Source organism: Nitrospira sp., from assembly GCA_016873435.1.
Lineage (GTDB): Bacteria > Nitrospirota > Nitrospiria > Nitrospirales > Nitrospiraceae > VGXF01.
This window is the reverse complement of record VGXF01000009.1, coordinates 1-19265: the sequence shown is the minus strand read 5'-3', so window position 1 is coordinate 19265 and position 19265 is coordinate 1. Positions and strand designations below refer to the sequence as shown.

Sequence of the window (19265 nt, the reverse complement as noted above, 5' to 3'; positions counted from 1 at the left end):
TCTCGGACCGATTCAAAGTTGCGTGCCCCCATATGGGGCGACATCCAGTTCGGCCAGAATCCGCTGCAGTAATTCGTGACTGCGTACCGGCACGGCCGCGTCGAGGGCCTGCTGAATACTGTCGGCCGTCAATCGCCGGCTTTCCTGCTTGAGCCCCGCCTCGATCGCACAGTCCAATTTGACCGCGCAGAGCTGCTGCACAAAGAGATCCTGCGCCCGGCTCTCGTAGTCCGCCCGCTCGGCATCGAGCAGCGTCGAGAGAATCCGCGTGAGCCACTGTTCAAATCCCACCGTCCGCCGGGCCCGAGCCACCTGGGCCTCTTCGATTTCGACAGCAATCTGCACACCGCCCTTCCAACTGCGCTTTTTGACGTTGAAGGTGCAGCAAAGCGTGCCGGGACAGCCCTCGACCGGTTCGGGACCATAAAACAGCGTGATGCGGTACGGGGGTGCGTCGGGAGCGGATTGCGGAGAAGACGCTGTCACGATAGCGGAATTGTAGCATGATCGAACGGTTTTGTCTTAAGATGTGCCATGCTCTCTCCGCATGCCTCGCATGTTGCCCAGATTCAACAGGCGCTGCGCGATATCTCCGGCCTTGATGGCTGGTTGTTCTACGATTTCCGTCATAGCGATCCGCTCGCCTATCGCGTTCTGAAGCTCGATCCAGCCCGACACGTGACGCGCCGCTGGTACTACTGGATTCCGGCCCAGGGTACCCCCATCAGAATTCTTCACAAGATCGAACCGCATACACTCGACGAACTGCCCGGAGAGACCCGGCTCTACGCCGGCTGGCAGGAGCAGCATCAGGCACTGGCCGCTGTGCTGACGGGTGTGAAACGAACGGCGATGCAGTATTCGCCGATGAACGCCGTACCCTATATTTCACGCGTGGATGCGGGCACGAGTGAATTGATCCGAAGCTTTGGCGTCGAGATCGTCACCTCGGCCGATCTGGTGCAGCGGTTCGAAGCCGTGTGGAACGACCGCCAACTGTCCTCGCATAAATATGCGGCAGCGAAACTACGTCGGATCGTGGATGAGGCCTTCGCGCACGTGCGCCGGCGCGCCACGACACCCGCTTCGCTAACTGAATACGACCTGCAGCAGTTCATCCTCGCCCGCATCCGGGCGCACAAGCTCACGACGGCCACACCGCCGATCGCCGCCGTCAACGCCCACAGCGCCGACCCGCACTATAGTCCAGCGCCGAAGGGATCGCGGCGTATTAAAAAAGGTGACTTGGTCCTGATTGACCTCTGGGCCAAGAAGCCTACGGCCGACAGCGTCTATGCCGACATCACCTGGACTGGATTCGTCGGAGCGGACGTCCCGGCACGCCAGCGCGACGTGTTCACAACCGTCCGCGACGCGCGCGATGCGGCCCTGCGGTTTGTGCAGACGAATGTGTCGTCCGGGAAATTCCCCTGTGGGGCCGACGTAGATGACGTGTGCCGCACGGTCATCCGAAAGGCCGGCTACGGTGACTGCTTCATCCACCGCACCGGCCACTCCATTGGCGAGGAGGTCCACGGCAACGGGGCGAATATCGATAATCTCGAGACGAAGGACGGTCGACGCCTTATGCCAAGGACCTGTTTCTCCATTGAGCCCGGCATCTACCTGCCCGGCGAGTTTGGCATCCGGAGCGAGCTGGACGTCTATCTGGCCGACCGCGAGGCCCTCGTCTTCGGCCAGCCGGTGCAGACGGAGATTGTCCCGATCCTGAAATAGCGTAGGGCGTTAAACGTACGGCGGAGGGGGCGGAGTAAGATGACCTGCTTCTTCTGGCCACTCCGCACTCCTAGCGCCAGACCTTTCACGTCTCCCAGGCCTTTTCCTTGACTTCGCGCGCCCGCGACCGATAGCATTATTCCATGTTTGGCACGATGGGGTTCTCCGAGCTGATTATCATTCTGGTGATTGTATTAATTCTCTTCGGCTCCAGCCGCCTGCCCGCTCTGGGCGAGGGCGTCGGCAAAGCTTTGAAGGGCTTCAAGAAGGCTGTGCACGAGGAGCCGCCTCCCGTTGACCCGGCTGTTCAGCAAGTCCAGGCTCCGGCTCCCATTGAAGATGCGCAAGTTGTCCAGCAGACTCAGACCCCGCAGACGCAGGCGACGGCGCCTGTGACCGGCGCGGCGGCTCAAGCGGCGGCCGCGGCAAGCGGGCGTTTGACGCTGGCGGCTTATCAGCCGGGCTCGGAAGCCACGCCTGGCACAACCGCCGCGATGATGGCCTCTGCCGCCCCGAAGGCCTACCAGCCGAAGCAGCCGGCTGCCCCAGCCCCTGCTGCCGCGCAGGTCGGCGCGCCGCCGCAGGGCGGCTATCCCAACTATCAGCCGCCGACCATGGAGCAGCGCGCCACCGCGCCGGCTCCGACGATGCGCGCGCAATATCCACCGCTGCCGCCGGGCGCACAGGCGAAACCCCAGACTGCGCGACCATCGGCCATCGTGAATAAGGATGCCGTCGCCCGCGTACAGGCGCAACAGGCGGCGCGCAAAGCCAAGGCGCAGCCAGCCCCGACGCCGCCTAACGAGATGCAGAGTTTCGGCGAGGGACTGGGCGATGCGCTCCGGACCTTTCGTAGCGCCGTGAACGACGTCCGTTCGACGGTGGACCCGCAGATGCGGACGATCCAGGCCGAGATCGATGCGGCGCAGAAGGAAATTGAGCAGACGATCGAGAACGCCAAGGACATGCCCGCCTCGCAGGACGACCCGCCGAAACCAGCGTGAGAGCGTCAAAGAGCGTATAGCCTATGCCGGCTGGCCGGAGAGTTTCCTCCCCCACCAGTTTTCTCGCCATGAGCTCTCCACCCTATGTTCTATGCTTCCTGTTGCTTTTGGCTGGTTGTTGGAACCAATCGCCTCCCGCTGATCCGGCTCAACAGACCTCGGTGCTCATCACGCTCCTTGACGATACCGATCCGAAGACGCGTACCACCGCGGCGCAGGCGCTGGGAAAAATCGCGCGGCCTGACACCGCGCCGGCTCTGCTGCGCAGTCTGCACGATACGGAGCCGGCCGTCCGTGCCATGAGCGCTTGGGCGCTGGGCAATCTGGGTGAAGACGTGCTGGATCAGGCCGGGCTGGAACTGGCCAAGCGGCTGGACGATCCGTCTCCCGCCGTCAAACAGGCTGCAGCGCTGGCGCTCGGCAACATCGGCGCCACACACGCCATCATCGAATTGCTGTCAGAGCGACTGAAGTTCTCCGACGTGGAAACCCGGCGAGCGTCTGTCTCGGCGTTGACGTGGCTCGAGGCCGGATCGGCCTATCCTGCCGTGCTCGCGGCGCTAAATGATCCCGACGCGCAGGTGCGGCAGGGCGCCGTAGCAGCACTGGGCGAAATGGTGGACACCCGCGCATTGCCGGCCATTCGCGATCGGCTTCTGAACGATTCCGATGCAGGCGTCCGTGGCGAGGCGGCTTACCGACTAGGAAAGTTCGGTGACCAGACGGTCGTGGCGGCGCTACACACAGCCGCCTTGAGCGACCCGGACCCGGTCGTCCGGCGCTGGGCTTCCTGGGCGCTGGAACAGATCAATTCTCCGACGAAGATTTCCTAAGAGAGTCAACGAACTCCCGCCACTGGGCCTGCGCGCGGTTGACGCTGCGCCTCCGCGGGACAGTTCTGCTGCAGCGAGAAACTGATGTAATCGACAATCGCCCTCGCCTTTGGCCGCCCCGAATAATTCACCCCATTCATCCAAGAGAGCGATTGTGTCCCGCTTGGTGTCGCGTTCCAGCGGCCTGCCCTAGTGAACCTTCGTCACATCGAGCGGCAATTTCATCAATAGCGCCCTCTACGTACCGCTGGTTAGCATAGCGTACGGCGGAAGGGATCTGACCGCTTAAAAAACTACGGGGTGTTCCCCGCTAGGAGGGACACCCCGTGGCAAGCACTCTCGTGGACCGGTTGGTGTCAGGCAGACTTCGTATCCTGTTCATAGATGCGAATGGGCTGCCCCTTGCCAACAATCACATCCTCGTTGATCATCACTTCCTTGATCTGCTTTTGCGAGGGGATCTCGTACATGAGGTCCAACATGACTTCTTCGAGAATCGCGCGGAGTCCGCGCGCGCCGGCCTTCTGTGCAAAGGCCTTCCGTGCCACGGCAGCAATCGCGCCGTCGGTGAATTTCAGCTTCACTTTCTCGAAAGACATCAGCTTCTCGTATTGCTTGATGAGCGCGTTGCGAGGCTCGGTCAGCACGAGCACCAGGGCGTGCTCATCCAGCTCCTCCAATGTCGCCACGACCGGCAGGCGCCCGACAAACTCAGGAATCAGTCCGTATTTCAGAAGGTCCTCGGGCTGCACATGGGGAAGCATTTCACCGAGCCGCGTCTCGCCCTTGGTCTTGATGTCCGCGCCGAAGCCCATCTGCTTTTTGTTCAATCGCTGCTCGATGAGCCCGTCCAGCCCGACAAAGGCTCCCCCGCAAATGAAGAGGATGTTGCTCGTGTCCACTTGGATGAATTCTTGGTGGGGATGCTTCCGCCCGCCCTGCGGTGGCACGTTGGCAACCGTGCCCTCGATCAGCTTGAGCAGCGCCTGCTGCACGCCCTCGCCCGACACGTCGCGAGTGATGGACGGGCTGTCACTCTTGCGGCTGATCTTGTCGATCTCATCAATGTAGACGATGCCGCGCTCGGCGCGCTCGACGTCGTAGTCGGAGGCCTGGAGCAGCTTGAGGATGATGTTCTCGACGTCTTCGCCAACGTAGCCCGCCTCCGTCAGCGTGGTGGCGTCTGCGAGCGTGAAGGGCACGTCCAGATATTTAGCCAGAGTCTGCGCCAGCAGGGTCTTGCCCGTACCGGTCGGCCCGATCATCAGAATGTTGCCCTTTTGAAGCTCGACGTCGTCGACTTCGCTGGCGGCGATCCGCTTGTAGTGGTTATGGACGGCCACCGAGAGGACCTTTTTGGCGCGGTCCTGCCCGATGACGTACTGGTCGAGGTGGTGCTTGATCTCGTGGGGCTTACGAAGCTTGGAGGAAATCTCCTCCTTCGCCTCCTCCCAATCCTCCGCGATGATGTCATTGCAGAGGTTGACGCACTCGTCGCAGATGTAGACGGTGGGACCAGCGATCAGCTTGCGGACTTCGTCCCGGCTCTTCCCGCAGAACGAGCACCGCAGATGCCGGTCTGTCTTATCCTGCTTGGGCATGCCGTCTCCCCATTATAGCGGTGTGTGGCGCGCGCTACTTCCCCTTGCCGTCTCCATCGGCGTCCTTGCCGACACCCTTGAGCGCTTTCGGCGGTCGGACGATAACCTCATCGATCAGCCCATACCGCTTGGCCTCTTCGCCCGACATGAAATAGTCCCGTTCGGTGTCCTGCGCGATCTTGTCGAGCGGCTGGCCCGTGTGCTTGGCCATGATTTCGTTGAGCCGCTCGCGGATTTTGAGAATCTCCCGCGCGTGAATGTCGATCTCGGTCGCCTGCCCCTGAAAGCCGCCCATCGGCTGATGAATCATCACCCGCGCGTTCGGCAGTGCGAACCGCTTGCCCTTGGTGCCCGCCGTCAGCAGCAGCGCGCCCATGCTCGCCGCCTGGCCTAGGCAGATCGTGTTGATCGGCGGTTTGACGTACTGCATCGTATCGTAGATGCCGAGCCCAGCCGTCACGCTGCCCCCCGGCGAATTGATATAGAGATTGATGTCCTTCTCAGGGTCCTCCGCCTCCAGAAACAGCAGCTGCGCAATGACCAGATTGGCAAACACGTCGTCAATCGGCGCACCCAAAAAGATGATCCGATCCTTCAGCAGGCGCGAATAGATGTCGTAGGCGCGTTCGCCGCGGTTGGTCTGTTCAACAACGATCGGCACTAGCATACTGGCTGGTTCCTTTCTCTATCTGTTTTGGATGATCTAATCTTACCACAACCGGATGCGCGCAACAGCTTTTCGCCCTTTTCCTTGCTGCCCGTTGCGTCCGGTTATTTCTGGATAACGGCGTGGCGATAGACGAAGTCGAGCGACTTGTCAGCCATGATGCGGCCCCTGAGCTCGTCGATCGCCTCGTCACCGCCCGCCTTGATGATCTTAGCGATCTCTTCCACCGGCAGCCGAAGCTCGGCCCCCATCTTGGCCACCTCGGCGTCCAGATCGCCCTGCTCCACCGCCAGCCCTTCTTTCTCCGCGATCGCTTCGAGAATCATGCCGATTTTCACGCGCCGTTCGGCCTCGGGGCGGAACTCTTCCTGCAGCTTCTTGATCTCCTGCTGACGTTCCGCGTGGGCCTCCGGGTCAGCCACCGGCTGCCGGCCCCGCATCCGTGCCTCCTGGTCCAGCCGCTGCCGGACCATGGCCGCCAGTTCCCGCTCGACGAGCGTCTCGGGAACGTCGAAATGATGCGTCTCCGCCAGGCGTTTCAAAATCGTGTCTTTGTAGGTGTCTTCGATCTCGCGCTTGAGGGCGCGTTCCATTTCTTCGCGCAATTTGTCTGTCAATTCAGCGAGCGAACTGTACGGCCCGCAATCCTTGGCGAACTCGTCATCCAACGGCGCCAGTTGCTTCTGCTTCACCGCTGCCACTGTGATCCGGAACACGACCGTCTTGCCCGCGAGCTTTGGATCCGGATGGGATGCGGGATAGGGCTGAGAAACCTCGATTAACTGTCCTTCTTTCTTGCCCGTGAGTTGCTCGTCCACCTCAAGACCCATGACCGGCAGCTTGGCCCCGAGTTTGTGCACGATGCCGGCCTTCGTGGCTCCTTCGAGCGGCGCCAGATCGAGAAACCCCTCCACATCCAGGACGGCGTAGGACCCGTCGGCTAGTGCCGTGCCGGGCGGTGCCGCGTCCAGCTTCGCCTGCCGCTCACGGAGGGTATCCAGCACCTTGTTCATCTGCTCATCCGTCACCGTCCGCGGGTCCATCTTGAGCGAAATCGGATTAGGTGCCTTGTAGTCGCGTAATTGAATGGACGGCTTAATCTCGACAGTAGCCGTAAAGGAAAAGGGGGCGTCTTTCTTGATCTTGACCCGCTCAATCGGCGGCACCTCCACCACGACCGGCACGATGCCGGCCTGGCGGATCGCTTTTTCATAATAGGTGGGAATCAGGCGGCGGATGACGTCCTCGCCGACATCCTTGCCGTAGCGCTGTTCGAGCAAATTCAGCGGGGCCTTGCCCGGACGGAAGCCCGGAATACGGACCTGTCGGTTCAGTTCCCCATAGACGGCGGTGAACTGCTGATTCACGTCCTCCTGCGGCACTTCGATTTTCAACGACCGCTTGAGCGGTCCCAGTTCGGTGACTTCGACTTTCATGGTGCCTCTACGTTAGGAGAATCAAATTTTTGGATGAACTTGAGGTGTTTCTACGGCGGCTCAATCACTTGCTCAGAGAATAAGCAGCCAGCACGAGCAAGCTCTGTTTGGTGCGAGAGGAGGGACTCGAACCCCCACGGTTTCCCACGAGATCCTAAGTCTCGCGCGTCTGCCAGTTCCGCCACTCTCGCGCCCTGCCGGAAGCCTGCTGGTCGGGGCTGGTTCGGAACTACTCACAACTCATTGCTACGCCGACACTTGAGTTAGGTTGTACAGCCCCCCCCTCGCCACTGTCAAGCAATCGGAATGGACCGGGAATGACTGGCCGGCCGGCCTCAAGCCAAGCCAACGGAACATGCCGAAGAGGCGCCCTATCACAACCCTGGAAAGGCTGGTGCGCGCCGGCTGATCGCAGTATACTGGAGCGTCAGTTCGCGCGGGTGTATGACCGGGGACATGAGGCGGACCGGTTCCCTACCGTTCAGTATGGTTTCTTTTTCTCCCGTGCCATTCACCGCCTCTCAGACCGGCTGGCCCGCACCTCCAGGAGGTGCTTTATGAAGCGCGCCACTTTGATTACCGTTATCCTGTCGCTAGTCTTTCTCGCGCAGGAACCGGCCCGCGCCTATCGCGATTATTTCACGCCTGAACAGAAAGACCAGCTGGCTAAAATCCGGACAGTCCTGGTCGAAGCCATCGCTCTTACCGATAAGGGCTCGGTAGATGCGGGCCCGTTTCGAGACGTGGGCGTTACGCGTCTGTCAGAGTTGGGTTATACCGTCATCACGGACGCTTCCAAGCCGCATGACGTCGTCTTCAAGATCAAATGCGAGCAGCGGAAAACCTGGGAGGGCACAACGGCCTCCGGCGGCGACGCCGATCTCCCCGATTCTCCCTCGCGCGTCTGGAAGGGCCCTGCCTGCCAACTCAACTATGCGCTGGGCGCTATGAAGATCAACTGGCAGAAGGAGGTCCGGACGGATTTTGAAGACGCCGCGGCAGCCGCGCAGAAGGCGGGGGCCGGCAATCCTGGCGACTACGCCATGGCCACGCTCAAGGACCGCCTGAACGTCTATGACTTCCCGGTCAGCGTGACTGCCGACTGGGGCCAGGCCGACCGATTGCTCACCGTACTCGAACAGGCCAAGGGCAACCAGATGCGTCGGCTGAAAATCATCTCCTTACTCGGCGAGATGTTGGCCGATTCCGCGCTGCCGCGGCTGAAGGAAGCGCTCAAAGACAAGGCGCTGGCCAAGCAGGCCGCCGAATCGCTGGGCAACATCGGCAAGGACGGCATTCCCATCCTGATCGACATCCTGAAAAACTCGAAGGACGACGAGTTACGGGCCGCCGCCGCCAAGGGGCTCGGACAGGTGGGCGGCCTGCACGGCGACGCCACGATCGTGTTGCCGCTACTAGAGGTGCTCAACAATCCGAATGCGGATTGGACCGTGCTCACGGAAGTGGCTTGGGCGCTGGGCAAGCTGCCCGACAAGCGCTCGATCGAGCCACTCTACGCCTTGGACAAAAAGCTGCAGGCCATCCGCGATCCGGAGAACATCCAACTGAAGAAACTCAGGGAAGCGGTGTTCTGGGCGATCAAGCAGTGCGATACGTGGGATCAATTTAGCTAGCAGGAGGCTGAACAAGGCCTCCGGCGTCGTCTCGCATTGTCTTGAGCCGGCAACGTACTTAGAAACAGCACGCCTCGGCTTCTCGCTCGTTGCGGCCTAGCCGGAAGAGCTTTTTGATCATTCTGTCATTCGCGTCATCTCAAACGCGGCTGAGACGGTACTCTCGGCCGCCTTTTGTTTCCCACCGATAAGTGAACGAACTCAAAATATCCGTCAGAGCACTTTAGTCGGTCTTCGCTACGCGTTGTAGGCTCGCCATCGGGTAGCCTCCTTCTCCCCCACCATGCTAAGATGCGCTCCGGCTGGGATCGCGCGGAGAGGTGCGAGAGTGGCCGAATCGACATGCTTGGAAAGCATGCGTCGGGGTAACCCGACCGTGGGTTCGAATCCCACCCTCTCCGCCACCACGCTGCCACGTAACATGGTGGCGCGCGCACGCCGTTTTGAGATACAAAATGGCGGGTGCGCCTCGCCGCGCTGCGGGGGCCACTCACACAAGTGGTGTATGATCTGTGGCCGCTGCGCTCGGGGTTCGGCGCGACTGAACCCCTCGTTCATTAGCCAACGGCCAGTGGCGTGCCAGAGGACCAACAAGTCGTGGTGGGCCGGCACCGGAAGCGGTGTTGCTACGCGACCTCGTGGAGCAATGTGTCGCGCGCCAAGAGATAGGGGCTGGGCCCTGTGCAACCAAACCCTGTGAACCCCGCCAGGTCCGGAAGGAAGCAACGGTAAGCGGATCGTTTGGTGTGCCGCAGGATCACCTGGCCCCGCATTGGAGAGAGACGGTGCGCCGCAGGGATCGCCTCTGTCCCCGCCGAGGACGTCCGATCGGACTGCACTCTCTCGGTGCATGCCATCGAGGCACTCCCTGCCCCCCTAAGGGGGGGCGTGCCTGCGTCCCTGTGGCCATATTGACCCGTTTTCCATAAGCACACGATGGATTACCAAGTCTCCGCGAGAAAATTCAGACCGGCCACGTTCAAGGATGTGATCGGACAGCCGCACGTCGTCCAGACCCTGTCGAACGCCATCGCCAGTAAGCGAATCGCGCACGCCTTCCTCTTTTCCGGTACCCGCGGCATCGGCAAAACCACCATGGCCCGCATCCTAGCCAAGGCACTCAACTGCGAGCAGGGCCCCACGGCGACCCCCTGCGGTGTCTGCGTCAATTGCAAGGAGATCACGAACGGCACCTCGGTGGATGTCGTCGAGATCGACGGCGCCTCCAACACCGGAGTGGACGACGTGCGCGAGATCCGCGAGAACGTCAAGTTCACACCGTTTCATGGCCAGTACCGCGTCTACATTATCGACGAAGTGCACATGCTTTCGACCTCGGCTTTCAACGCGCTGCTTAAAACGCTCGAGGAGCCGCCGGCCCACGTCATCTTCATTTTTGCCACAACGGAAATCCACAAGATCCCCGCCACGATCCTCTCACGCTGCCAGCACTACAATTTCCGGCGCATCCCACACGCCGAGATCGTCCAGCGGCTACGCTTTGTGGCACAGCAAGACGGCCTCACTGTCGAAGACCGCAGCTTTTCTGCCATTGCGCGCGCGAGCGAGGGCAGCATGCGGGACGCGCTGAGCATCCTTGATCAGGCCGTCGCCTTTGCCGGCAAGTCCGTCAAGCCCGACGACCTCGAAACGCTGCTCGGCACCGTGCCTCAAGAGCATGTCCGCACCATGGTCGCCGCCGTCATCGCGCAGGACGGTCCGGCCGCCGTCAACGTCATCGCGCAGCTGCTGGACCAGGGCCATGATCTCCGCGCCTACGCCGCTGCGCTCGTGGAATACGCTCGCCACATGCTCGTCGCCGCTGTCGTGCCGTCTGCACAAGAATTACCTAGCCTGATCGAAGCGCCCGAGGAGGACATTCGCCAGATTGTCTCCGATGCGAAATCATTTTCTGTCGAGCAGGTCCAGGAACTGTTTCGGATTCTTGCACAGGCCGAGGACGCACTGCGCCTGAGCGCGCATCCGCGATTCGTGCTTGAATCAGCGGCCATCAAAGCAGCGCGCCTGTCGGCCGCCAGCGCACAGGTTTCCCCTCCGACTCCAGCGCCCTCAGCACCTCCGCGTCCAACTGCACCGCCGCCGCTTAATCGGCCGGCCACGACACAGAGCGCATCGTTGCAGGGTAGGCCTGCGCCGCCGTCACGGCCGGCGGCACCGTCTCCGCCATACCCCACGACTCTGTCAGCCTCGTCCGCCCCGGCAAAGCCATCTCCGGCTCCGGCGAAACCGGCGGCGCCCGCGCCAGCAGCCAAGCTGGTTTCGCAGCCTCAGTCCGGTCCGCCCGTGCAATTGAACTGGGAGCAGGTGGTCGAGCATGTGTCCGGCAAGCATCCAAATGTCGGCGCTTTTTTGGAGATGGGCTCGCTGGTGGGCATTGAGGGTAACCAGGTGATGATTGGCTACCCCGCCTCGGCATCGGTGGCGCGCAGCATGATGGACAAGCCCGCTACGCAACAGGTCGTCGTCGCCTGCTGCAGCGCGCTCGCGGGCCAGCCAGTCAAAATCCGCGTCGTCGAACTGGCCGCTAGCCAGACGGCAGCGCCCTCGCCTGCGCAGGCCCGCGCCGCTCGCGCCCGCTCGCAGAAGGATGCGCTGCTTGAGCAAACGCGCACGCATCCGCTCGTAAAGCAGGCTCGCGACGTCTTCGGCAGCGACGTGGTGGATATCCGGCAGGCCGAGCGTAAGGAGACTACCTGATGTCAAAAAATCCATTTGGGAACATGGGCAACATCATGCGGCAAGCCCAGGCCATGCAAGACCGGCTGGCCAAACTTCAAGAGCAGGCGGCGACCAAAGTCGCTGAGGGCTCAGCCGGCGGCGGCATGGTGACGGTCAAAGCCAACGGGGCCATGGAGATCGTGTCGGTGGCCATCCATCCGGATGCGCTCACGTCTGGCGATGGCGAGCTTCTCCAAGATATGGTCACCGCGGCCTCCAACGACGCCCTGCGCAAGGTGAAGGACCTCATGGCTAGCGAGATGAAAGCCATCACGGGCGGGATGCCGGTGCCGGGCCTCTTTTGAGCAATAGCATCAGAATGCTGAAGTATGAATGCAGGCCGCTGACAGGAATGGCCTCCGTCGCCCGCTCGTCCTTTCACTCATCAGACATGCTTGATCATTCATCGTTGGGAATCTATGGGTCTCGATAACCAGGGTCTGCTCGCGCAACTAATTCGCGAACTGGTCCGGCTGCCGGGAATTGGACATAAGACCGCGCAGCGCCTCGCCTTCCATCTGCTCAAAACCGAGAAAGACGACGCCCTGCGGCTCGCCGACGCGATCAAGGCCGTCAAGGATGGGCTGACCTTCTGCCGTCAGTGCCGTAACATCGCCGAGGGTGAACTCTGCGAGTTTTGCCGCGATCCCAAACGCGACCGTGCGAAGATTCTCGTCGTCGAGGAGCCGAGTACGCTCTATGCCATCGAGCGTAGCGGCGGTTATCGCGGCCTGTACCATGTCCTGCTGGGTGCCCTCTCCCCACTGGACGGCGTGGGCCCCGCAGACATCCGAGCACAGGACCTCGAAGCGCGCGTGAAGGCCGGCGGCATCGAGGAAGTCATCCTCGCTACCAATCCGACGATCGAAGGCGAGGCCACCGCCATCTATCTCACACGCTTGCTCAAGCCCTACGGTAGTCGCGTGTCGCGAATCGCCTACGGGATTCCGGTCGGCGTGGATATCGAATACGCGGACGAGGTGACGCTGATCAAATCGCTGGAAGGGCGGCGGGACCTCTAGGAATGAATGAACGATAATGTATGACTGATGCTGCGTTTGTGCGTGTCAACTTCTGACTTCATGCGTGACATCGTATTGACCGGCCCCGGTCATGTAGCTATAATTTTCTTCGGAGCTCCTCGATAATGCTTCGCACACGGAAATCCTCTCTTCCCGCTGCCGCTCCGTCCCGGGCAGTGAAACAGACCGCGTCGAAGAAAAAGCGGCCTTACGCCGGCGATCCTAAGTACGCGCTGATCTTCCGTACCCTCCACCGACAGCGCACGGAACTGCTTCACGGCGCCGAGGCGGTTGTCGAGCAGCGGCCCGGCCTCGATACCTTTCCGGACATGAATGATCAGGCCACGGCGGAAGCAGATCAGAATTTTGCGCTGCGGATCAAGGACCGGGAACGGAAGCTGATTAAGAAAATCGACGACGCCCTCGACCGAATGGCCACGCGGACCTATGGTATTTGCGAGGGCTGCGGGGAGAACATTCCGCTCAAACGCCTCAAGGCCCGCCCGGTTACCACCTTCTGTATCGAGTGCAAAACCCGGCAGGAAAAAGCGGAACAGGCCGGGGGCTGATCGCCCCCTATCGCTTCAAGAGCTCCACGCGTTGCTGGGCGAGCGCCGCGCGGCCTTTCTCCTCCGCAATACCCTCGACCAGCGCCAAGTAGGTCTCATACTCGGCAATCGCCCGCCGGGGATTGACCTGTTCGTAGGCCTCGGCCAGATTGAATCGCGCCACGACGTAATTCGGCCGCAGCGTGACGGCCCGTTCGAACATCGCCACCGCTCTCGTGCGGTCGCTGAGCTTTGCGTACACCGTTCCCAAACTGTTGAGAAACTCTGCCGTGTTGGGACGGATGGCGAGGGCTTTTTCAATGGCCGCCCTGGCCGGTTCAGGCTTGCCGGAGGCCAACTGTGCCAGGCCCAGCTTATGATGCGCCTCGGCGAGCCAAAGCTTGTCCGAGAAACCGACGGTAATGGCCTTGCCGTAGGCATCGGCGGCCCGCACGTGGTCCTTTGCGCCACAGGAACCGAAATGTGCCGCCTCGCCACGCGCAAACTGCTGGAGGGCAGCGAATGGTTCCCGGTCCGTCGAGCCCTTGCCGGATGTTTTGGCGCTGGGCGCCACCTTCGCATGGCTCCGCTCGATCCTCGCTAGAAATTCGGCTCGGTAGGGCGACATCAGCTTGGCATAGGGATCGACAGTGAACGACGACGCTAGCAGCATGGGCGGGCTGCCGGTCAGCACGAGATACCGCACCGTAGTCGTCGCATCGCCGGTGTCGTAGAGCGCGCTCGGATCGAGACTGTCCTTGACCGACACCTGGCCGATATTCAAATAAAACTCGAGTGTGGGCTTGAGCTTACCGAGCGTCTCCCGCAGCACCGGATAGGGCGTGAGATCCACGGGTGCGGGAAACACAAACAGCAGGCCGACCAGCTGATCTTCCTGGTCGAAGAACAGCGCCTCCTCAGAACCGGTGGGACTACGATCGGACGGAATCCGAATTTCCTCCCCGGTGCCCCAGATCTCCCGTCGTAACCGCACGCCGGCCTGCCGTTCGAGCACCGTTTTCTTGGCATCGCACAGCTTGGCGGACTTCAAGAGCATGAGGTCGGTGGCTGATGGCGGCAGCTTTGACGGCGGCGACGACGTTGCACAGGCCGCCAACAGGAAAACCGTCAGCATGGAGGCGCAGGCGCTTGCGTATCGAAAGGAATGTGCCCTGGGCATGAGGGATTGTACAAAAACCACACGGCGGCTGGAAGCCCCCCTTTCAGCCGCCGAGCACACCGCGGGTGTTCGTATTACTTTAGCCGCCGCACGTCGCTCCGCGCATCTTCGCTGGTATAACCAACAACCGCCGGAAACGTGGCGGCCAGTGCATTGGACGGTAGAATGAGCGTGTAATCAAGCACCCCACTGAGCGGATACAGCATGACCGCCCGCCAGCGCCTCCGGGGTAATCCTCCACCGGCGCTTGGCCCCTTGAGCGGGAGCGAATACACCTGTGCCGTCGCATCGAGCGCTGAGTACCTACCGGTGCGCCACTTTGTACCAACTCATATCCGCATCACAATTCGTGGCACACCCAGCCGACACCTTCGCCGCCAACACAACTGCTCCAATGATGAGCATACCTTTGACGCATCACCTCTTTTGCTGCATACAGGTCCGTTTCGTGAGGTGCGGTCTAGTCCGGCTGGTCTATTCTCTCCAGAAAAACGCAGACTTTCGTCGGGTGTTGGCAGGCGGTACATTGAACTGGCTCGGAGGCCATGTTACACTTGTTCCCCGTGGGCGATTAGCTCAGTGGTAGAGCACTTCCTTCACACGGAAGGGGCCACAGGTTCGATACCTGTATCGCCCACCAACCCTCGCTTGCCTGATCCGCTGGTCATTCAAGGCTTTGGAGCAATTGATCCTGGCGGAGAAATCCCGCCATGGCCGAAGTGCTTTGCACGCTGCGCTCGGTGTGTGGTGCGACCGCTCATATTCTGACTAGATCCCGCCGAGCAGTGAGGCCCCAGTAATACCACCGGGGCATGGTGTATGGGCACCGGAGGCGGTGTCGCTGCGCGACGTGTTATCCGCTCAACTTGACGTTCCATCTATCGCTTCCTACAATGCCCCATCCTTTTTTTGATTCACCCCGGACTCCTCCCCCATGCGTGAAGACATCGTCATCCTTGGCGGCGGACTGGCCGGGTCTGAAGCGGCCTGGCAAGCGGCCTCCGGCGGCGCGAACGTCACGCTCTACGAGATGCGCCCTAAGGAGTCGACCAAGGCGCACAAGACCGACTTTCTGGCTGAGCTCGTCTGTTCTAATTCGCTGGGTTCCACCGACAACATCAGCGCGCCGGGCCTCCTGAAGGAGGAAATGCGACGGCTCAATTCGCTCATCCTCCACGTAGCCGACGAAGTCCGCGTACCGGCCGGTGCGGCGCTTGCGGTAGACCGCGACCAGTTCTCGCAGAAGATCACGCAGACGCTTGAGAGTCACCCCAACATCCGTATCCTGCGCGAGGAAATTGCCGAGATTCCACCCGACGGCGTGTGCATCGTCGCCACTGGACCGCTGACGTCCGACAAGCTGGCTGCGTCGATCCAGCGAATCACAAATTCACAACATCTCCATTTCTTCGACGCGATCTCGCCGATCATCGATGCCGACTCCATCAATATGGACGTCGTCTTCCGCGCCTCGCGCTACGATAAGGGGGGCGGCGATTATCTCAACTGCCCAATGGATAAAGTGGCCTTCGACACGTTTTACGCGGCGATGATGGCGGCCGAAAAGGTTCAGCCCAAGGACTTTGAAAAGGCTACGCCCTACTTCGAATCGTGTTTGCCCATTGAGGTCATGGCCGAGCGTGGTCCGCAGACGATGCTCTTTGGCCCCATGAAGCCCGTCGGTCTCGATGATCCGCGGACCGGCCGGTGGCCTTACGCCGTCGTACAGCTCCGCGCCGAAAACTGCCACGGTACCTGCTACAACATCGTCGGCTTCCAAACCAAGCTCACCTACGGCGAACAGAAGCGGGTTTTCCGCCTCATCCCTGGGCTGGAGCAGGCTGAATTTCTCCGCTACGGCAGCGTGCACCGCAACACCTTCATCAACTCGCCCGCGCTGCTGCAGAGCACCCTACAACTGAAAGTACGTAGCACGGCCTTCTTTGCCGGACAGCTCGTGGGCGTAGAAGGCTATACGGAATCGGCGGCCATGGGCGGCCTCGCGGGCATCAACGCGGCACGCGGCCTGAACGATCTGCCGCTCGTCACGCCGCCGCCGACTTCGGCGCACGGCGCGCTGCTCCACTACATCACCACAACGCCGTCGGCGCATTTCCAGCCGATCAATACCAACTTTGGTCTATTCCCGCCGCTTTCCGCACGCGTGCAGGACAAGGAGGAGAAACGCGCGCAGATCGTCCGCCGGGCCTTGGAGGATTTTGACGGATGGAGAAAGCAATCCGGGCTTTCGTAACGTTCCTCGCTGAAGAACGCGGCGCCTCGCCCGACACGATCCGCGCCTACGGTTCTGATCTCCGCCAGTTCCTTGCGTTCACCACATCCAAATATCCCGCATCGGCCCCCACACTGAAACCATCCGACGTGGATGCCCTGATGGTTCGCGAGTATCTCTTCTGGCTCGATCAGAAACGGGAGCAAAAATCCTCGATGGCGCGCAAGCTGGCCACGCTGCGCTCCTTCTATCGATTTTTGAATCGCCACACGGGCGACAGCGCTAATCCCGCCGCGGACGTCCGCACGCCCAGGCAGACAAAGCCCCTCCCGCGCGTACTGAATAAGGATGACGCCGCCGCGCTCATGGAGCTACCTGAGGGCAATGGGCTCGCTGCGCGTCGCGACCGCGCTATCCTCGAAACGCTCTATTCGACCGGCGCGCGTGTGAGCGAGCTCGTTGGCATGAACGATGAGGACGTGGACTGGAAAGAGGGGCTCGTGCGGCTGCGCGGCAAAGGCCGCAAGGAGCGCATCGTGCCGATCGGCGACGTGGCCCTCGAGACAATCAAGGAATATCACGACGCGTTGTCCCGACACGCGTCGCTCCCACGTCGCCGCGAGGTAGGGGCGGCCCGTCATGTAAAACACGAGCATCCTGTGTTTTGCAACGCGCGCGGAGGGCGGCTGACCGCACGCAGCGTGGCACGGCTTGTCGCCCGCTATTCCACGCTGCTGGCCGCTGGGCGCGTCAGCCCGCACGCGCTGCGCCACTCCTTCGCCACACACCTACTCGACGAGGGCGCTGACCTCCGCGCGATCCAGGAGATGCTCGGCCACGCATCGCTCGGCACGACGCAAAAATACACGCACGTCGCGATGGATCAGCTTATGAAGGTCTATGACCGGGCGCATCCACGCGCCGGCCGCGCGCCGGCCGCGCGCAAAACGTCCGCCAAACAGAAATCCTGACGCTCAAACATTGTGTTGCACGATGTTATTTTGTAAGATGCGCGCTAGGCGAGTACCACGATGAACAAGCTTGTCAAAAAAGCCAATATTCTGGTCGAGACGCTCCCCTACATCCGCGCATTCTCCGACAAGACCATCGTCATCAAGTACGGCGGCAACGCCATGACGGAGGACTCGCTCAAGGACAAATTCGCTCAGGACATTGTTCTGATGAAGTACGTCGGCATCAACCCCGTCATCGTGCACGGCGGCGGGCCGCAGATCGATGAGATGCTCAACCGCCTTGGCCTCGAGGCCAAGTTCAAGCAGGGCGTGCGGGTGACGGACGAGAAGACGATGGAAATCGTCGAGATGGTCCTTGCCGGTAAGATCAATATGGAGATCGTAGATCTACTCAACCGGCACGGCGGGCGGGCCGTCGGCGTCAGCGGCAAGGACGGCGGCTTCATCACCGCCAAGCCACTCACGGTCAAGGCCTGGATTGACAGCCTCGGCATGGAAGCGGACGAGGACGGCGCCGAGGACGACACTTTCGGCTACGTCGGCGACATCCAGTCCATCAATCCGACCCTGATCCAGAAACTGCAACAGGATAATTTTATTCCGGTCATCGCGCCCATCGGCACCGATCGGGAAGGCAACACCTACAACATCAACGCCGATCTCGTGGCTGGCGCGGTAGCTGCCTCCCTGCACGCTGAGAAGCTACTGATGCTCACGGACGTCAAGGGTATCCGCAACGCGAAGGGGCGTCACATCTCCACACTCTCGCAGAAAGACATGCAGCGGCTGATTAAGAAGGGCGTCATCCGTGAGGGCATGCTGCCAAAGGTCCATGCCTGCCTGACCGCGCTGGGCGGTGGCGTACAGAAGGCCCACATCATCGACGGCCGGATGCCGCACGCCATTCTCCTGGAAGTCTTCACGCACAAAGGCATCGGCACGGAAATCATCGCCTAGTCAGGATGCTGAAAAAGGGTTCTGGCATCGCCCTCGCCTCGCTCTGCTCCTGCAACGTACCGAAAAACTCATTGACTGAGTGGGCGCGAGGACCGCGTTGCCGGGGTCGTGCAGCAAAACATGGACCTGAAGGACAGCGAGGAGGAGACGTAGCAGGTCACACTGAACGGCTCGTTTAAGTACCACGGGGGGTGCGCGGTTGGCGGCCTACGCAGGGCGCTCGTGCGTACTTCTTCAGGAGAGGGATTGACTTTCCCCTCGGAATATCGCACTCTTTCGCCCGAGAAGATCCCCCCCAGGGGGGGGGGAATTTCAACCAACTCTTTTACTAAGGAGATACCCACGATGGCCAAGAGAAAACCTAGCGCCGCCTTCATGAAACCTATGACTCCCAGCGCCACGCTCGGCGAGGTGATCGGCTCCAAGGCAATGCCCCGCACCGAGGTGACGAAGAAGATCTGGCAGTACATCAAGCGTCACAAGCTGCAGGACAATAAGAACAAGCGCATGATCAACGCCGATGAGAAACTCAAGCCGGTGTTTGGCGGCAAGAAGCAGGTCTCGATGTTCGAGATGACTAAGCTGGTCAGCAAGCACCTGAAGTAAGATTCCTTGCTATCCCGGCGCGCCGGACACGGCGCCCCGGGATAGTCCCCCTTTCCGCTCAATCCAGTCGTCCAACAGGCAGGACCGACGGTCC

The 19265-nt window shown here is 61.2% G+C and carries 16 protein-coding genes, 3 tRNA genes, 1 other RNA gene and 1 pseudogene; 15 read left to right on the top strand and 6 right to left on the bottom strand.

Annotation, left to right across the window (positions count from 1 at the left end):
- Window positions 1-12: 12 nt before the first annotated feature.
- A complete protein-coding gene (locus FJ248_06555) occupies window positions 13-486 on the bottom strand; it encodes a hypothetical protein (protein MBM4120542.1) in 474 nt (157 codons plus the stop codon).
- A gap of 48 nt (window positions 487-534) precedes the next feature.
- Between FJ248_06555 and FJ248_06550 the strand changes: the two genes are divergently transcribed.
- The 3 genes and pseudogenes from FJ248_06550 to FJ248_06540 all read left to right on the top strand — a co-directional run bounded on the left by FJ248_06550 (window position 535) and on the right by FJ248_06540 (window position 3574).
- Window positions 535-1737 carry an aminopeptidase P family protein gene (locus FJ248_06550; protein ID MBM4120541.1) on the top strand — a complete coding sequence of 401 codons (1203 nt, stop codon included), beginning with the start codon at window positions 535-537 and terminating at the stop codon, window positions 1735-1737.
- A gap of 143 nt (window positions 1738-1880) precedes the next feature.
- Window positions 1881-2006 (top strand): annotated as a pseudogene (gene tatA / locus FJ248_06545) (twin-arginine translocase TatA/TatE family subunit).
- Between the two features lie 758 nt (window positions 2007-2764).
- Window positions 2765-3574, top strand: a complete 810-nt coding sequence (locus tag FJ248_06540; GenBank protein MBM4120540.1) for a HEAT repeat domain-containing protein — start codon at window positions 2765-2767, stop codon at window positions 3572-3574.
- A gap of 356 nt (window positions 3575-3930) precedes the next feature.
- Here FJ248_06540 and clpX read toward each other — a convergent pair whose 3' ends face one another.
- The 4 genes from clpX to FJ248_06520 all read right to left on the bottom strand — a co-directional run bounded on the left by clpX (window position 3931) and on the right by FJ248_06520 (window position 7469).
- Window positions 3931-5175 carry an ATP-dependent Clp protease ATP-binding subunit ClpX gene (gene clpX / locus FJ248_06535; GenBank protein ID MBM4120539.1) on the bottom strand — a complete coding sequence of 415 codons (1245 nt, stop codon included), beginning with the start codon at window positions 5173-5175 and terminating at the stop codon, window positions 3931-3933.
- Between the two features lie 34 nt (window positions 5176-5209).
- Window positions 5210-5842 (bottom strand): ATP-dependent Clp endopeptidase proteolytic subunit ClpP, encoded by a 633-nt coding sequence (clpP, locus tag FJ248_06530; GenBank protein MBM4120538.1) that lies wholly within the window; start codon window positions 5840-5842, stop codon window positions 5210-5212.
- 104 nt (window positions 5843-5946) lie between these two features.
- On the bottom strand, window positions 5947-7278 hold the full coding sequence (gene tig / locus FJ248_06525; protein MBM4120537.1) for a trigger factor: 1332 nt from the start codon (window positions 7276-7278) through the stop codon (window positions 5947-5949).
- A gap of 108 nt (window positions 7279-7386) precedes the next feature.
- Window positions 7387-7469, bottom strand: a tRNA-Leu gene (locus tag FJ248_06520).
- A gap of 366 nt (window positions 7470-7835) precedes the next feature.
- Between FJ248_06520 and FJ248_06515 the strand changes: the two genes are divergently transcribed.
- The 7 genes from FJ248_06515 (at window position 7836) to dksA (ending at window position 13242) form a co-directional block, all read left to right on the top strand.
- Window positions 7836-8912, top strand: coding sequence for a HEAT repeat domain-containing protein (locus tag FJ248_06515; GenBank protein MBM4120536.1), 1077 nt, complete (start codon window positions 7836-7838; stop codon window positions 8910-8912).
- A 314-nt stretch (window positions 8913-9226) separates the two neighbouring features.
- Window positions 9227-9316 (top strand) — tRNA-Ser (locus FJ248_06510).
- A gap of 266 nt (window positions 9317-9582) precedes the next feature.
- Window positions 9583-9682, top strand: an RNA gene (gene ffs / locus FJ248_06505) — signal recognition particle sRNA small type.
- A gap of 166 nt (window positions 9683-9848) precedes the next feature.
- A complete protein-coding gene (gene dnaX / locus FJ248_06500) occupies window positions 9849-11630 on the top strand; it encodes a DNA polymerase III subunit gamma/tau (GenBank protein MBM4120535.1) in 1782 nt (593 codons plus the stop codon).
- On the top strand, window positions 11630-11956 hold the full coding sequence (locus tag FJ248_06495; GenBank protein MBM4120534.1) for a YbaB/EbfC family nucleoid-associated protein: 327 nt from the start codon (window positions 11630-11632) through the stop codon (window positions 11954-11956). Before dnaX ends, FJ248_06495 begins: the two co-directional genes overlap by 1 nt.
- Window positions 11957-12070: 114 nt before the next feature.
- Window positions 12071-12673 carry a recombination protein RecR gene (gene recR, locus FJ248_06490; GenBank protein MBM4120533.1) on the top strand — a complete coding sequence of 201 codons (603 nt, stop codon included), beginning with the start codon at window positions 12071-12073 and terminating at the stop codon, window positions 12671-12673.
- Between the two features lie 125 nt (window positions 12674-12798).
- A complete protein-coding gene (dksA, locus tag FJ248_06485; protein ID MBM4120532.1) occupies window positions 12799-13242 on the top strand; it encodes an RNA polymerase-binding protein DksA in 444 nt (147 codons plus the stop codon).
- A gap of 7 nt (window positions 13243-13249) precedes the next feature.
- Here the strand turns inward: dksA and FJ248_06480 are convergent, their stop codons facing one another.
- The gene (locus tag FJ248_06480) at window positions 13250-14401 is read right to left on the bottom strand and encodes a tetratricopeptide repeat protein (GenBank protein ID MBM4120531.1); all 1152 of its coding nucleotides are present in this window, start codon (window positions 14399-14401) and stop codon (window positions 13250-13252) included.
- Window positions 14402-14966: 565 nt separating this feature from the next.
- On the opposite strand from FJ248_06480, the gene FJ248_06475 reads away from it, so the two are divergent.
- The 5 genes from FJ248_06475 (at window position 14967) to FJ248_06455 (ending at window position 19171) form a co-directional block, all read left to right on the top strand.
- A tRNA-Val gene (locus FJ248_06475) sits at window positions 14967-15041 on the top strand.
- Between the two features lie 294 nt (window positions 15042-15335).
- Complete coding sequence (locus tag FJ248_06470; GenBank protein ID MBM4120530.1) at window positions 15336-16655, top strand: methylenetetrahydrofolate--tRNA-(uracil(54)-C(5))-methyltransferase (FADH(2)-oxidizing) TrmFO; 1320 nt, start codon at window positions 15336-15338, stop codon at window positions 16653-16655.
- Window positions 16628-17605 (top strand): tyrosine recombinase, encoded by a 978-nt coding sequence (locus FJ248_06465; GenBank protein ID MBM4120529.1) that lies wholly within the window; start codon window positions 16628-16630, stop codon window positions 17603-17605. Before FJ248_06470 ends, FJ248_06465 begins: the two co-directional genes overlap by 28 nt.
- A gap of 60 nt (window positions 17606-17665) precedes the next feature.
- Window positions 17666-18565, top strand: coding sequence for an acetylglutamate kinase (gene argB, locus FJ248_06460; GenBank protein MBM4120528.1), 900 nt, complete (start codon window positions 17666-17668; stop codon window positions 18563-18565).
- Between the two features lie 345 nt (window positions 18566-18910).
- Complete coding sequence (locus tag FJ248_06455) at window positions 18911-19171, top strand: hypothetical protein (GenBank protein MBM4120527.1); 261 nt, start codon at window positions 18911-18913, stop codon at window positions 19169-19171.
- The last annotated feature ends 94 nt before the right edge of the window (window positions 19172-19265 follow it).